At 62.6% G+C, this 15,030-nt stretch carries 9 protein-coding genes; 7 read left to right on the top strand and 2 right to left on the bottom strand.

Going from position 1 to position 15,030, the window contains the following annotated elements:
- Window positions 1-22 precede the first annotated feature (22 nt).
- Complete coding sequence (locus tag ACOEQ1_RS07950) at window positions 23-454, top strand: MarR family winged helix-turn-helix transcriptional regulator (RefSeq protein WP_419758730.1); 432 nt, start codon at window positions 23-25, stop codon at window positions 452-454.
- Between the two features lie 17 nt (window positions 455-471).
- Here the strand turns inward: ACOEQ1_RS07950 and ACOEQ1_RS07945 are convergent, their stop codons facing one another.
- Window positions 472-3,633: an efflux RND transporter permease subunit gene (locus ACOEQ1_RS07945; RefSeq protein WP_419758729.1), complete on the bottom strand. Its 3,162-nt coding sequence runs from the start codon at window positions 3,631-3,633 to the stop codon at window positions 472-474.
- A 40-nt stretch (window positions 3,634-3,673) separates the two neighbouring features.
- Window positions 3,674-4,936 (bottom strand): efflux RND transporter periplasmic adaptor subunit, encoded by a 1,263-nt coding sequence (locus ACOEQ1_RS07940; protein ID WP_419758728.1) that lies wholly within the window; start codon window positions 4,934-4,936, stop codon window positions 3,674-3,676.
- Window positions 4,937-5,672: 736 nt separating this feature from the next.
- On the opposite strand from ACOEQ1_RS07940, the gene ACOEQ1_RS07935 reads away from it, so the two are divergent.
- The 6 genes from ACOEQ1_RS07935 (at window position 5,673) to ACOEQ1_RS07910 (ending at window position 14,989) form a co-directional block, all read left to right on the top strand.
- On the top strand, window positions 5,673-6,626 hold the full coding sequence (locus tag ACOEQ1_RS07935; RefSeq protein ID WP_419758727.1) for a COX aromatic rich motif-containing protein: 954 nt from the start codon (window positions 5,673-5,675) through the stop codon (window positions 6,624-6,626).
- A gap of 34 nt (window positions 6,627-6,660) precedes the next feature.
- A complete protein-coding gene (locus ACOEQ1_RS07930) occupies window positions 6,661-8,694 on the top strand; it encodes a cbb3-type cytochrome c oxidase subunit I (RefSeq protein ID WP_419758778.1) in 2,034 nt (677 codons plus the stop codon).
- Window positions 8,694-9,320 (top strand): cytochrome c oxidase subunit 3, encoded by a 627-nt coding sequence (locus ACOEQ1_RS07925; protein ID WP_419758726.1) that lies wholly within the window; start codon window positions 8,694-8,696, stop codon window positions 9,318-9,320. The genes ACOEQ1_RS07930 and ACOEQ1_RS07925 overlap by 1 nt, the downstream gene beginning before the upstream one ends.
- Window positions 9,320-9,733 (top strand): hypothetical protein, encoded by a 414-nt coding sequence (locus tag ACOEQ1_RS07920; protein ID WP_419758725.1) that lies wholly within the window; start codon window positions 9,320-9,322, stop codon window positions 9,731-9,733. Before ACOEQ1_RS07925 ends, ACOEQ1_RS07920 begins: the two co-directional genes overlap by 1 nt.
- Window positions 9,734-9,763: 30 nt before the next feature.
- Window positions 9,764-10,633 (top strand): DUF2189 domain-containing protein, encoded by an 870-nt coding sequence (locus ACOEQ1_RS07915; RefSeq protein WP_419758724.1) that lies wholly within the window; start codon window positions 9,764-9,766, stop codon window positions 10,631-10,633.
- Between the two features lie 1,146 nt (window positions 10,634-11,779).
- Window positions 11,780-14,989: a carbohydrate-binding domain-containing protein gene (locus ACOEQ1_RS07910; protein WP_419758723.1), complete on the top strand. Its 3,210-nt coding sequence runs from the start codon at window positions 11,780-11,782 to the stop codon at window positions 14,987-14,989.
- Window positions 14,990-15,030 lie beyond the last annotated feature (41 nt).

Here is a 15,030-nt window from a genome sequence, read left to right as displayed (position 1 = left end):
AGACGCGTCCGGGTTGGATAAGATGGCAAACGTTGAGATGCAGTGCGACTGCTATTGCCTGCGTCAGGCGACGCGCCGGGTCACGCAGCTGTTCGACCGTACGCTCGCGCCCCTTAACCTGCGTTCCACCCAATACTCGCTGCTTACCGAGATCGCCCGGCTCGGACCGATCGCCATCATCCCCCTGGCCGAGGCCATCGTCATGGACAGGGCGACGCTCGGCCACAACCTCCGCCCTCTCGAGGCGCGCGGCTACGTGAAGATCGTGGTCGGGCAGGATCGCCGCAGCCGGGAGGTCTCCGTCACCAAAGCCGGACGGGATATGCTCGCGAAGGGGACCCAGCTCTGGCGTCGCGCGCAGTTGGCTTTCGAGGAAGCCATTGGCCAAGACGAGTCCGCCCGGCTGCGCGCGGCGCTGCTGCGGGTGGCCGCGGCCGATTTCGGGGACGAGTAGCCCCGCCCCCGATGCTCTCAGACCGGCGCCTTCAGCCGCACCGGCGCCGTCTGCTTGCGCCCGATGGTGCGGACGATCGTGTAGAAGGCCGGGGTGAACAGCAGCCCGAAGCCTGTCACGCCCAGCATCCCGAAGAAGACCGCCGTGCCGAGGGATTGCCGCAGTTCGGCGCCCGCGCCGGTTGCGACGACAAGCGGCGCCACGCCCAGGATGAAGGCGAAGGAGGTCATCAGGATCGGACGCAGACGGGTGCGGGCGGCATGCACGGCGGCGTTGGCCGGCGTCGCTCCTTCCGCCTCGGCCTGACGGGCGAACTCCACGATCAGTATGGCGTTCTTGGCCGCCAGGCCCACCAGCACGACGAAGCCGATCTGCGCCAGGATGTCGATCGGCATGCCCCGCAGCAACAGGCCGCTGACGGAGGCGAGCAGGCACATCGGCACGATCAGGATGACGGCGAGCGGCAGCTTCCAGCTCTCGTATTGCGCGGCGAGCACCAGGAACACGAAGAGCGCGGAGGCGGCGAAGATCAGCAACGTCGGCGTTCCCTTCTGCTCCTGCTGGAAGGCGAGGTCGGTCCACTCGAAGCCGATACCCGGCGGCAGCACCTGGTGCGCCAGCGTCTCCATCCTCGCCAGGGCAGTGCCCGTGGCTATGCCGGGCGCGGCGGTCCCCATGATCTCGGCGGCCGGGAACAGGTCGTAGCGCGGCACCCGGTACGGTCCGGTTGTTTCGGCGAAGCGCGCGACGGTGCTGATCGGGACCATCTGACCTGCTGCGTTGCGCACCTCCAGCCGGCTGATGTCACCGACATTGCTGCGGAAGCGGCCATCCGCCTGGGCGATGACTTCGTAGGTGCGGCCAAGGTAGTTGAAGTCGTTGACGTATTGCGAGCCTAGGTAAATCTGCAGCGTGTTGAACACGTCGGTCGGCGTCAGCCCCACCATCTCGGCCTTCTCGCGGTCGATGTCGAGGTAGACCGATGGCGTGCGCGTGCTGAACAGGGTGAAGACACCTGCGAAGTCGTGGTCCGCGTTGGCGGCCGCCACGAGCGTCTGCGCGGCCTTTGCCAGAGCATCGGGTCCTACTCCCCCGCGGTCCTGCAGCATCATCTTGAAGCCGCCCGCGCTCCCGAGCCCGGGCACCGGCGGCGGCGGAATGGTGAGCACGAACGCGCCCTGGATCACCGACAGTCGGCGGCGCAGGTCGGCGAGGACGGTCGTCGCCGTCACCCCGGGCAGCGAATGGTTGTAGAGCGACGGGAGGCCGCTGAAGATGGTGCCGGCGTTGGAGGCGACCGTGAACGTCGTCGCATCAAGCCCGGCGAACGGGGCCGCGTGCTCGATGCCGCGGGTCTTGAGGATGATGTCCGTCGCCTGCTTCACGACCGCCTCAGTGCGATTGAGCGTGGCGCCTGCCGGCAGCTGCAAGACCGTGATGAGATAGCCCTGATCCTGCTCGGGAATGAAGCCGGTCGGGGCGCGTGCGAACTGGAAGCCTGCCAGGGCGATCAGCCCGAGATAGACAGCCAGCACGAGGCCCAGCATGCGGACAAGCCGGCTCGTGAGAATTCCATAGCCGTCCGAAAGCCGCTCGAAGCTACGGTTGAACAGGGCGAAGCCGCCGCGGACGAGCCTGACCGCGAGCGCCTGCCGCCGCTTGTCATGAACCTGATGCGGCTTGAACAGAACCGCACAGAGCGCCGGGCTCAGGGTCAGGGACACGAGACAGGAGATGACCGTCGACGCCGAGATCGTGACGGCGAATTGGCGGAAGAACTGCCCCGAGATACCGGAGAGGAAGGCTGTCGGCACGAACACCGCGCAGAGCGCGATGGCGATGGCGATGAGCGCGCCGCCGACCTCGTCCATCGTCCGGTGCGCGGCCTCCTTCGGCGTCATTCCAAGCCGCAGGTTGCGCTCGACGTTCTCCACCACGACGATGGCGTCATCGACCACGATGCCGACGGCCAGCACGAGCCCGAAGAGCGACAGGTTGTTGAGGGATATCCCAACGGCCTCCAGGATCACGAAGGTCCCGATGAGGGACACTGGAATGGCGATGACGGGGATGAGAGAGGCGCGCCAGGTCTGCAGAAACATGATGACGACGCACACGACCAGCACGATGGCGATGAAGATCGTCTTGATGACTTCATCCACCGACTTCGCGACGAAGATGGTGGGATTGTAGATCACGCGATAGCCGACACCGGCCGGGAAGCTCCGCGCCAAGGTCTGCATCGTTGTCAGAACCTCGTGCGCCACCTGCAGCGAGTTGGCGCCCGGCTGCGAGAAGATGAGCAGCGGCAGACCGTCGAGGCGATCCATATAGGCGGCCGAACCATAATCTGCGGCGCCGATCTCGACACGGCCAATGTCGCGCAGGTGGGTCACGCGTCCCTGGGCATCGGATTTGATGAGGATGTTGGCAAACTGTTCGGGCGTCGAAAGCCGGCCGAGCGTCTGCACGTTGAGCTGGAAGGCTTCATGTGTGGCGATCGGCGGCTGGTTGAGAATGCCGGCGGAAACCTGCACGTTCTGCGCCTGGATCGCCGCCAGAACCTCGCTCGCGTCGAGGTTGCGCGCGGCGATCTTGTCCGGGTCGAGCCAGATCCGCATGGCGTAGTCGCGGCCGCCGAACAACTGCACATCGCCCACCCCGGGAAGGCGGGCGAGCGTATCCTTCACATGCAGCGTCGCGTAGTTCGACAGGTAGAGTTCGCTGCGCGACTGGTTGGGCGACATGAGGTGAACAGCGAGCAGAATATCGGGTGTCGACTTCCGGACCTGCACGCCCAAACGCTGCACGTCGTCGGGAAGGCGCGGCAGCGCGTCCTCGACACGGTTTTGCGTCAGCATCTGCGCGACGTTGAGGTCGGTGCCGATCCGGAAGGTCACAGTGATCGTAAGCTTGCCGTCACCCGTGGACTGGCTGCTCATGTAGAGCATGTTTTCGACGCCGTTGACCTCCTGCTCGATCGGCGTCGCGACAGTGTTCGCGACGGTTTCGGCGGAGGCGCCGGGATAGGTGGTGGTGATCTGAACCGTTGGCGGCACAATTTCCGGATACTGCGCGATCGGCAGGACCGCGAGCGCGCCCAGCCCGATCAGGGTCAGGAACACGCTGAGGACGGTCGCCAGAATTGGCCGGTCGATGAAGACGTGCGTGAGGCGCATGATGTTGGTCCTGAAGCCGATGAGGTGCGAAGGCCGGCGGTCAGTCTTGCGCGTCGGCTGCGGCGTCGAAGCGGATCGGGCTCGTCTGGACGGCAACCTTCGTTCCCGGCATCGCGTGCATCAGCCCGTCGATGATGACACGATCGGTAGGTGCCAAGCCTGAGCGGATGACGCGCAGGCCGCCGCGGAGATCGCCAATCTTGACGATCTTGGGCACTACGGTTCCATTCGGGGCCACTGTCATGACCATGTCTTGCGACTGATCGGGGATGATGGCGTCATCGGGCACAAGCAAGGCAGCCGTCGGCGGCGCAATCGCCAGACGAATGCGTGCGAACTCACCCGGAACGATCAGCATGTTGGGGTTGGAAACGGTCGCACGTGCCAGGATCGTCCCGCTGGACGAGTCTATGACGTTGTCGACGAAATCGAGCGTTCCGTGGTGGTCGTAGCTGTTCTCGTCGCCGAGGCTGAAATCCACCTGATCGGCTTTGGGATTGGACGAATTTGCCCGTGCTTCCGCGAAAGCGAGGTAGTCGGCCTCGCTCATGCGAAAGTTCAGGTACATGGGATCGACGGATACGAGCGTGGCGAGCAGCGTCGTGCCGCTCGTCCCGGCGCGGCTGCCGGTGACAAGGCTACCAATGGAGACCTGATGCTCGCCGATCCGTCCGGTGAAAGGCGCGGCGACACGCGCGTATTCCATGTCGAGCTCAGAGTTGGCGAGCTCTGCCTGTGCCTCTGCCAAGGCCGCCGCAGCGGACCTCTGATCGGAGTTGCGCTGGTCGACGTTCTCGGCGGTTCCGAAATCGGTCCGCTTGAGCTGTTGAGCGCGCCACAACTCGCTGCCCAGAAACGTCAGCTTCGCCTCGGCACTTCGGATATCGGCCTCTTGCTCGGCGACTTTGATGGCATACGGCCGCGGGTCGATCTGGAAGAGCAGGTCGCCCTTGTGGACGATCGCGCCGTCGGTGAAGTCGATGTCGCTCAGGGTGCCGCCGACCTGAGGCCTCAGTTCAACGCGGCTCACCGCCGAAAATTGGCCGAGGAATCCTTCCCACTGCCCCACCGGGTGCTGAAGTGGAGCGCTCACCGTCACCAGTGGAAGCGGCGGCGGCGGCATCGGGCTCGCGCTCCCATGGCGGGTCATCTGCCAGGCGCCACCAGCTGCCAGCGCCACGACGACGGCGAGCGCCAGACGTGGCCCGGTCAAGAGGCGCCGGCGCTTCTGCGGCCGCTCTTCGTGAAGCGGGCCGGCAACCTCACCGAGGGGCGAGCCCGAATGAGTCTCTCGAGTGTTCATTGTGTTGTCCATGATCGTCGGCATCCGCGATGGAAATCATGATCGCGAACCATTCCTTTCGCCAATTAAGGGCATATAAGCATATCTTGCAAGTCATGTCGGCTCTGCAAATTGCTTCATGCCGTTCGCAAGGTTTGGCCACTCGGATAAAGCTGCGCGAGAGCGCTTCGTACTCGAAAAGACTACGGAAGCGAGTCGGTTGTTATAACAGCACGGCCGAAAAGAGGCTCGATTTAACTAGAGAAAACACTCGGCGCATATGCCCGCATTGTCTACGCGTCTTGTAGAACAATTGTAATGTGCACGGCGTATCGACCCCGAATGGCGCTCTGCACTGTCTTTCGACCTTCGGGAGCAAGTCGCATCGTTCGGTTCCGGCCTCACGACCTAACCTGATGGTAGTCTCGGTATATGAGTTCATTAACGATCAGTCATTAACGAAGCCGAAGCCATTGTGCCGCCGCGCCATTTTCTCACAGCAGCAGAGAGAATTCACATCCTGGCAGGCGTTGCCCGGCTGGCTGTTTTGTGATCTTTGGGCTTGTCAAACCGTGGACGGAGCCCCTCGACAGCGTCGCGATCTGCCGTAGAACTACGCGCGATCCGGCTCGGCGTAGCCCGCTGTACGAAGGAACCACAGTCAAACCCGACGTCCGCGTGGAGGATTTTCGCCTTGGCTTTGGAAAAATGCGTCCCCACCGGGTTTAATTTGAAGAAATGGTTTACCTGGCCAGCAATGGCCACGGCTCTGCTGCCCCTCGGCGGCTGCGGGGAGACCTTCCGGCTGTTCTACCCGAAGGGGCCGGTGGCAGCCGCTCAGCTCAAGTTCACCATGCTGGACGTGGGCATCATGTTGCTCATCATCCTGCCGACCACTTTGATGCTGTGCCTTTTTATCTGGCGCTACGCCAAGGTGCGGAACGCTGCCTACGACCCCGACTGGTCACACTCGCTGGTGATCGAACTGCTGATCTGGGGCGGCCCCATCGCCATCGTGGGCATGCTCGCCGTCTTCACCTACGAGTCTGTGATCGAGACAAACCCGTATGCCCCGACGGTGCTGCAAACCTCAGGGGGCGCTGCCGGACCGGCGCAACCTCCGCTTGAGGTCGATGTCATCACCACGGATTGGCAGTGGTTCTTCATCTATCCTCAGCAGCACATCGCTACGATCGACGACCTCGTCATTCCACGGGGGAGGGTGGTGCACCTGCGTATGACTTCGACCTCGGTCACCAACGACTTCTTTATCCCCCAGTTGGCGCCCATGATCGACGTGATGCCGGGGATGCAGACGCGGGACGTCTTCAGCTCCGATCATTTCGGAACCTATGAAGGCTTTTCAGCGGATTTCAGTGGGGCGGGGTTTGCCTGGATGCAGTTCTCGACGCGCGTCGTGAGCGACGATCAGTTCAATGGCTGGGTTTCCAGCGTGCAGGCCGGCCAGGCGGCTCCGAACCACGGCGCGCTGTCCTACGCTACGTTCCAAAAGCTCGCCCACCCGACGCTCAATATCGGGGCCAAGCCGGGCTACTTCGCCTCGGTTGACCCCGACCTGTTCAACCACACGGTGGCGGATGCGATGGACGGGGTGACCTACCCTGTGCCCGCCGACCTCACCGAGAAGATGGCGCCTGCTTCCGGGCCGTCTAACGATCGCCGCGCCGCCTCAAATCCGAAGGGGTTATAAAGTGCTCGTCCATCTCCAGGGCCCCTGGTCCTTCCTGTTCGGGCGTCTCACGCTGAGCGCCATCCCGATCGACAACGTCATTATCCTCTTCGCCTTCGTCCTGGCTGCTGTCGCGGCAGTTGCCGTCATCGTGCCCGTCCTCTACTTCAAAAAAATCCCGTACCTTTGGCGAGAATGGATCACGACGGTCGATCATAAGAAGATCGGCGTGATGTACATCATCGTCGGCCTCGTCATGATGTTCCGCGGATTTTTCGACGGCCTCATGATCCGGACCCAGCAGGTCCTCGCCGATGGACCGCATTCGCCGCACTATCTGGACGCCTTGCACGGCTACATCCCGCCCTACCACTTCGACCAGATCTACAGCTCGCACGGCACCATCATGATCCTGTTCGCGGTGACGCCGATCCTCACCGGCCTCACCAACGTGATCGTGCCGCTGCAGGTCGGCGCGCGTGACATGGCCTTCCCATACCTGAACGCCGTCAGCCTCTGGCTGACCGCGATGGGCGCGGCCCTCGTCATGGTTTCGCTCTTCGTCGGCGACTTCTCGGATGCCGGCTGGTCCGGCCTCATCCCGCTGACCGAGCTGCCGTTCAGCCCGGGCGTCGGCGTCGACTACTGGATCTGGGCCATCCAGATCTCGAGCATCGGCACCACCCTGAACGCGGTCAACATGATCGCCACCATCGTCATGATGCGGGCGCCGGGCATGACCTGGTTCCGCCTGCCCGTGTTCACCTGGACGACGCTCTCCACCAACATCATCGGCCTGACAGCCTTCCCGGTTCTCGGCGTGGCGCTCGCGCTCCTCAGCGCCGACCGCTACATCGGCACGCATTTCTTCACCGCCGGCCAGGGCGGCAACCTGATGCTCTATACGAACCTGTTCTGGATCTGGGGCCACCCGGAGGTCTACTTCCTCGTGCTCCCGGCCTTCGGCATCTTCTCGGAGATCATCCCGACCTTCTCGGAGCGCCCACTATTCGGTTACACCACGATGGTGGCCGCGACCTTCGCGATCGCCGGCATCGCCTGGCTGGTCTGGCTGCACCATTTCTTCACCATGGGCGCCGGCCCCGCCGTCAACACCTTCTTCAGCGTCGCCACCATGTTCGTCGGCGTCCCCACCGGCGTGAAGGTCTTCAACTGGGTCTTCACGATGTATCGTGGCCGGCTGAGCTTCGACACCCCCATGCTGTGGTGCATCGGTGGCCTGTTTCTCCTGTTGGCCGGCGGTCTGACCGGCATGATGCTGGCGATGCCCGCGATCGACTACACCGTCCACAATAGCGTCTTCGTCGTCGCCCACTTCCACTGCATGGTCCTGCTCATCGCCTACGCAATCTTCGGCGCCGTAACCTACTGGTTCCCCAAGGTATTCGGCATGATGCTCGACGAGCGCAGCGGCAAACTTTTCTTCTGGACCTTCTCGATCGGCACCATTCTCGTCTTCGTCGCCATGTTCGCGCTCGGGTTCATGGGCGAGACGCGGCGGCTGGATTATGAATTCGACACGCACATGCTGCCGCTCCTCATCATTCAGGAGGTCGGAATCGGCTTCTACAGCCTGTCCGTCCTCATCTTCGCCTGGATGCTGTTCGTGAGCATCCGCGACCGCAAGACGCGCCTCGAGGCTGACCCCTGGGGCACCGCCCGCACCCTGGAGTGGCTCACCCATACGCCGGTGCCATTCTACAACTTCGCCGTCACGCCGCAGGTCAACGCGCTCGACGAGCTGGACTGGCGGCGCCGCAGCGGGCTCGATCTGTCCCAACCGGACCGGTTCGGGCCGATCCACATGCCGAGCAACACGATGGTTCCGTTCGTCATCGGTATCTTCGCCTTCGGCTTCGGGTTCGGCATGATCTGGCGCATCTGGTGGATGGCCGGCGGCTCGATGCTCGCCATCATCGCCGTTGTCATTGCCCGCTCCTTCCAGCGGACACCCGGGTACATCCTGAAGCCTGCCGATATAGCGGCCATGGAACGGCGCACGACGGCCTCCGGCATCATTGCCGAGCAGCCGTCCAGGCCGCCGCTCGTTGAAGCCGAGGTCCACTGATGGCAATCCAGCGCCCGGCCACGCCAGACTCCGTGCTCTGGCAGCACGAGGACCACACGCACGACGATATCGCCACCCGCACCCTCGGGTTCTGGCTCTACATGATGAGCGACGCCCTCATCTTTGCGGGGCTGTTCGCGGCTTACGGGGTCCTGGACCACTCGTTCAACACGGCCGGAGGGCCGGACGCCCACCAAATCGTCCGCCCGATCAACGGCTTCTGGCAGACGCTCGCCGTCATGACGAGCGTCTTCGCCTACAGCCTCGCGACTGTCGCCATGAAGATGCGGAGCCGCCCCGGCGTCATTCTCTACACGACAATCGCACTCGTGCTCGGCCTCGTCTTCCTGGGGCTGGAACTGGGTGATTTTGCCACCCTCATCAACGAGGGCAACGGGCCGGACCGCAGCGGCTTTCTATCCGTCTATTTTGTACTTATCGCGACGCACGGGCTGCACATGGCCTTCGGCATCCTTTGGATGCTGGTGATGATCGTTCAGGTCGCCCGGTCGGGCTTCACGTCCAATATCGTGGCGCGCCTGCTCAATCTGAGGATGTTCTGGCAGTTCCAGGCCTCGGTCTGGGTCTGCGTTTATGTCTTTGTCTACCTCAGAGGAGCCTTCTGATGGCTGTCCATGCCCCTGGCCAAGCCTACGCCTCTCATGAGACAGACCCGCTGCTCCATGCGGAGGTGCGGCAGGCCAGCACCGGGGGCTACTTCGCAGGCTACGCCGCCTCCATAGTTCTCATGCTGGCGGCGCTGCTCGTGACCCAGCAGCATGTGCTGACCTATCCCATCTTTCTCTGGGTAGTCTCTTCCCTGGTCGTCATCGCGCTCGTCGCCCAGGCGGCTCTGTTCTTTGGGCTTGGTCTGTCGCCGGCGCAGGCCTGGAAAAGCGTCTCGCTCATCCTGACGGTCCCGCTGTTCGTCTTCACGATCGGCCTCTCCGTCTGGATGTTCCATACGCTCTATCCGCGGACCATGCCCGACAAGATGCCGGGCATGGACATGACGCAGCAGCCGACGCTGCTCGAGTAGCCGCACGCGTTCAGGAGGGAGACGACCCGCATGAGCTTCGCCACCACGCTCTCGGATGCCTTTACCGTCGTCTTTCTGCGCGCGCCGCCGGAGACCCATGAGGAGGTTGCGGCCAGAATAGAGGAGGAGCGGGATGATGCGGCCTCTCCCGGGCCGATCGACATCCGGAAGGTGGGCCTGAACGAGCTCATGCCCGCTCTCAAGGCCGGGTTCGAGGACCTTCGCGAGTTGCGGACCGATCAGGTCACGATGGCGGTGCTGTTTCCGCTTGCTGGCCTCGTGGTCGCCGGGGTCGTCGCTGACCGAGCGCTGCTGCCTTTCCTGTTCCCGGCCGCATCCGGTTTCGCACTCATCGGACCGCTCGCGACGCTCTGGTATGCGGCGCTCAGCCGCGGACGCGAATTGTGGGGTGAGGATGCGGCGTCGCACCCCCTGCACCTCTTTTTCGGGCCACGCGGGCGGTCGCTGCGCATCCTTGGCGGGGTCGCGATTGTCCTCTTCCTGCTCTGGAACGCGGCCGCCGGTATCATCTATCATCTTACATTGGGGACATCGTCTGCGAAGCCCAACGCATTCTTTCTTACTCGCGTGCTGACCACGCAAGCTGGATGGGAGATGATCGTCATTGGCTGCGGCGTCGGCGTCATCTTCGCGCTGATCGCAGTGGCAATCGGCTGCGTCTCCTTCCCGCTTGCGCTCGACAAGCCGGTAAAGGCCTCCGAGGCTATTCGCGTCTCGATCAGCGCCGTGGCACGGAACCCGGTCTTCATGCTGGGCTGGGGTGCAGTCATCGTCGCCGGTCTGGTGATCGGGGCCCTTCCCGGGCTTCTAGGGCTCGCCGTGACGTTGCCGGTTCTCGGCCATGCGACCTGGCACGTCTATCGCCGCATCGTCGCTTAAGTAGCAGCTAGGCCGGACGGCCCGTAGCGTCGCTGAGACGGCTGGTTCCCGACCGGCTGCTCACCACAAACGTCTGGTAACGGCGCCGCCGGCGGGATTGATCACGCCCATGGCTTTGGTGACGAGCTTTCCCCCGTAGGACCAAGAAGTAGGACCCGGCTCGCGCGATCTTCGACGGCGTCGGCCATCAGCCGGTCGAGGATCGGTCTTCCGCGAGAGGCGGCTCTGAGTGTCGCTTATCTGGCGGGGCGGACATGGGGCTCCATACGGAGCTTTCGGCTCTACGGATGGTCTTCGGGCGACACCCACTTTCATTCTGCCGTGGGCGCGGGGACCCACATGGTGAGGTGCCGCGTGTGGGAACGAGCTGTACACCTTGCCATGCAAGCCAATCAGCCTCGGAAGCGTTCACTCAACCTCCGCGAGCAAATCTCTCTCAGCAACAAATTCCGAAGATGAAACTATAATTATCTAGCCGATAATAAGTTTCAATTTCAGTTGGTTGGCGGTGACTCTCTTTGAAGCCAAAGGTGTTGTGTCGTTAAAGATGAAATCAATCGGACCGATCAACCACAAGCTCTGATTGAATTTTCCGAAGTTTGCAGGAGATTGTCCTGGCGGGCAGGCACTGCTCGCGACGGCAAAATAACATTTCCGTGTGATAACGATTGCATTCGTGTTTTGACTGGAATACGAGTGCGTTTCGCAAACCCGCGTTCAAGCTGAACAGGCGCACAGCAAGGCTAATACGAAGTCGTAACGGAACTCTATGGCGATCGTGTAGCCGCAACGACCGAGAGTGTCGGCCAAGGCGGCGATGTTAGACTGTCAACCGGCATGGCTCCGATCGCCAGCCTCGCGGTGCCACCGCACGCCAAACATGAGGACCAGAAACACGTTCTAGCGTTGGTTCGTCATGGGTCGTTAACGTCATAGAGAGCCCGCGCAAAGGCCATGCTTGACGACACATAGGGCCGTTTCCCCTTAAAGAACAAGTTATAACATCCCAAACCGGATCATATACCTCTTTTGGGTAGAGCCCGACTCGTTGATTTGACTCAATCTCTAACACTTTTAATCTTGTCAAGTTGACTAATCTGATTAAAATCCCCTTTGGCCTTCATCGAATTTCCTTGAGGATCTCCCATGTCGACCACATCATCCACCCCATTCCCGCTAGGTGTTTTCACAGGCAATGCGAACACGCCTGGGTCCTCGGCAGAGGCGACTTTCGACGCGACCAACGACGGCTTCGACAGCCTCATGGGAGCGACGCCCGTCTTCCAGAACAGCTACATTGATTTCACGCAGGCTCCGAGCGCTTGGCTCAGCAACACGAGCTGGTCGGCAAGCGTCTCCGCAGCCTCGCCGACCTTCAAGAATACTATCCCGGTCATCGCGCTTCCGATGGGCTCAACGAGCTCCAACGCGCCTTCATCTGAGCAGATTCTCCAGAATTATGCGAACGGCACGTATGACAGCATGCTGCAGTCAATGGTGCAGACCTGGGCCAGCGACGGCTTTAAAACGCAGTACTGGCGTCCAGGCGTCGAGATGAACCTGAACAGCACGCCCGGCTTCGTCGGCAGCAGCACGTCAATGCAGGCACTCTGGGTCTCTGCCTTTCAGCACATCTACACCGTCCTGCACTCGGCCGCTGCGGCCGACGGGGTTAGTTTGAAGGTTATCTGGAACCCCGGCATCGCCAATGGCAGCGCGGCAGGTAACGCGACGGAGACTATGTATCCAGGCAACCAATACGTCGACGTCATCGGAGCGGATGTCTACGACAATCTCTACCCGTATTCCCTCTACGACTGGGATAAGAGCGGGCAGGAACTAAACTCCCCCAACCCGGTGTATGACACGAGTTTGGCGCAATGGGCGTCAGACCCCATCAACCTTGAGCACTACTATACAGATCCCGCTTCTAACCAATACAGCCTCGATGCCAGCGGCGGAACCTCCCTGAGCCTGCAGAATCTGATAGATTTCGCGAAAGCCCAAGGTAAGCCCATTGCAATTTGCGAGACCGGTGCCGGAAGTTCGCCTACCAGCGACAACCCCACTTTTGTTCAATGGCTTTCTTCGACGCTGACGAACTCCGGCGTAACCGTCGACTTCGTGAGCATCTGGGACGACAACGGCGGCGGCACCTACGCGTTCTCGGATACGGCGGATGACAAGCCACTGGAAGCCGCGGCCTGGGCAAAGTATTTTGGCGCCCAGTCAACGACGACGCCCACGGCAACGCCAATCACGGTGACACCGGGGTCCGAAAACGCGACGACCAATGGTACGGCCAGCGCCAAGCCGTTCACCGGAGTTGTCATTACGGACAAGAACACCAGCCAGACCGAGACCGCCATCGTCACCTTGAGTTCCACCGCGCATGGAACGTTGGTGGACCCGAATGCGGCGACGGATGGAAGCACCGCCGCATCCGGCGTGTGGTCGATCTCCGGCTCGGCGACGACCGTCGCGGCCGCCCTCGACGCGCTGGAGTTCTCGCCCACGTCGGCGACCGTCGCCGCCACGACGACGGTAACCGCCGCCGTCACCGATACTGCCGGCGAGACCGCATCAATCACCTCCACGATAACGGACTCCCCGGCCGGACCGGCGCATGCCACAAGCGCCGCCAACACTCAGTTCAACGGCACCACCGGCACGATCTATGACACGTCCGGCAATGCCTGGACGATCAACAGCGGCCAGCAAATAGAGGAGAACGGCACCGTCGTTCCATCCTCGGCTGAAGTCGTGACGCTGTTCTGGACCGGGTCGGCACTGGACCAGCTGAACACGAGCGGCGACTGGTGGACCCAGCCGCTCAACGGAACCGCCGGCACTGAGCTGGCGGGTGCGCCCGCGGGTTACGCCGGCTCAAAAACACCGATCACCGTGTCGCCGGCAAGCGCATCGGTCGCGACCACCGATACGGCAAGCGCCAAACCGTTCACCGGCGTCGTGGTTACCGATGCCAATGCCGGGCAGACGGAGACGGCCAAGGTGACACTCAGCGCCACCGCAAACGGCACGCTGTCCGATCCCAACGCCGCCACAGACGGCAGCCAGGTCGTCAACGGCGTCCTGACCATATCCGGGTCGGCAACGGCGGTAGCGACCGCCCTCGATGGGCTGGTATTCAAGCCTACCGCCAATCAGGTGGCGCCCGGTGCTGTGGTCACCACGACGGTGACCGCCGCCATCACCGACACCGCCGGAGAGACAGCCTCGACCACGTCCACGATCAAGGCGACGGATGTGGCACAGGCCATTTCGATTACGCCCGCGACCGCAGCGGTCGCCACAACCGACGCTGCCAGCGCGAAGCCATTCACAGGCGTCACGATCGCCGATGCCAATGCTGGCCAGACTGAAACCGCCACGGTCACCCTAAGCGCCGCCGCGAACGGCACGCTCTCGGATCCCAATGCGGCGACCGACGGCAGCAAGATCGCAAACGGCGCGCTGACCGTCTCCGGATCGGCCACGTCCGTCGCGACGACGCTCAACGGGCTGGTGTTCACGCCCACCGCGAACCAGGTCGCAGCGGGCAAGGCTGTCACCACCACGGTCAGCGCGAGCATCAAGGATACCGCGGGCGAGACGGCTTCGGCTGCGTCCACAATCACGGCGACGCAGCCCGCCGCCGCGCCGCCTACCACTGACACTCTCGCGCTCCAGATATCGGAAGACGCCTGGAAAGGAGATGCGCAGTTCACTGTGTCGGTCGACGGCAAGCAGGTTGGGGGAGACTATACCGCGTCGACACTTCATTCGTCAGGCGATGCGGGGACGTTCCTGCTGACGGGCAATTGGGGTACGGCCGTCAACGATGTCCAGGTGAGCTTCATCAACGATGCGTATGGCGGAACGCCGGACACGGACCGCAATCTCTACGTCAACTCCATTGCCTATGACGGCACCACCTACGCCGGGACGAGCGCGACCATGCTCTCTAGCGGAACGGATACGTTTGCGGTCGGTGGCGCGACACACACTGCGGCGGCCCCTGCCGACACGGTAACGTTGAGCCTGTCGGAGGACGCCTGGCAGGGGAATGCCGACTTCGTTCTCTACATCGATGGGAAGGCTGTCACCACTCCGCAGCCGATCAGCGCTCTGCACAGTGCGAACGCGACCCAAGCGTTCTCCTTCACGGGGAACCTCGGTGCTGGTTCACACACGCTCGGCGTTGCCTTCGTCAACGACGCCTACGGCGGCTCGTCTTCCGAAGATCGCAACCTCTACGTCAACGGGGTGACGGTGAACGGATCGAGCATCTTCAGCGGTGTCAAAGCCCTGGATAGCAACGGCACGTCATCGTTCAGCTTCACGACGACGCACTAGCCACAATACTGGCGGGGCTCCCCCACTGGCGGTGGGAGAGC

This window comes from Acidisoma sp., from assembly GCF_965199065.1.
Classification (GTDB): Bacteria; Pseudomonadota; Alphaproteobacteria; order Acetobacterales; family Acetobacteraceae; genus Acidisoma.
The sequence above is the reverse complement of the archived record's forward strand: the minus strand, read 5'-3'. Positions and strand labels throughout refer to the sequence as shown.

What these genes read in the sequence shown, in the direction of transcription:
- ACOEQ1_RS07950 (WP_419758730.1), top strand. Translation starts at nt 23, where the DNA reads ATGGCAAACGTTGAGATGCAGTGCGACTGCTATTGCCTGCGTCAGGCG.
- ACOEQ1_RS07945 (WP_419758729.1), bottom strand. Translation starts at nt 3,633, where the DNA reads ATGCGCCTCACGCACGTCTTCATCGACCGGCCAATTCTGGCGACCGTC.
- ACOEQ1_RS07940 (WP_419758728.1), bottom strand. Translation starts at nt 4,936, where the DNA reads ATGAACACTCGAGAGACTCATTCGGGCTCGCCCCTCGGTGAGGTTGCC.
- ACOEQ1_RS07935 (WP_419758727.1), top strand. Translation starts at nt 5,673, where the DNA reads ATGGCCACGGCTCTGCTGCCCCTCGGCGGCTGCGGGGAGACCTTCCGG.
- ACOEQ1_RS07925 (WP_419758726.1), top strand. Translation starts at nt 8,694, where the DNA reads ATGGCAATCCAGCGCCCGGCCACGCCAGACTCCGTGCTCTGGCAGCAC.
- ACOEQ1_RS07920 (WP_419758725.1), top strand. Translation starts at nt 9,320, where the DNA reads ATGGCTGTCCATGCCCCTGGCCAAGCCTACGCCTCTCATGAGACAGAC.
- ACOEQ1_RS07915 (WP_419758724.1), top strand. Translation starts at nt 9,764, where the DNA reads ATGAGCTTCGCCACCACGCTCTCGGATGCCTTTACCGTCGTCTTTCTG.
- ACOEQ1_RS07910 (WP_419758723.1), top strand. Translation starts at nt 11,780, where the DNA reads ATGTCGACCACATCATCCACCCCATTCCCGCTAGGTGTTTTCACAGGC.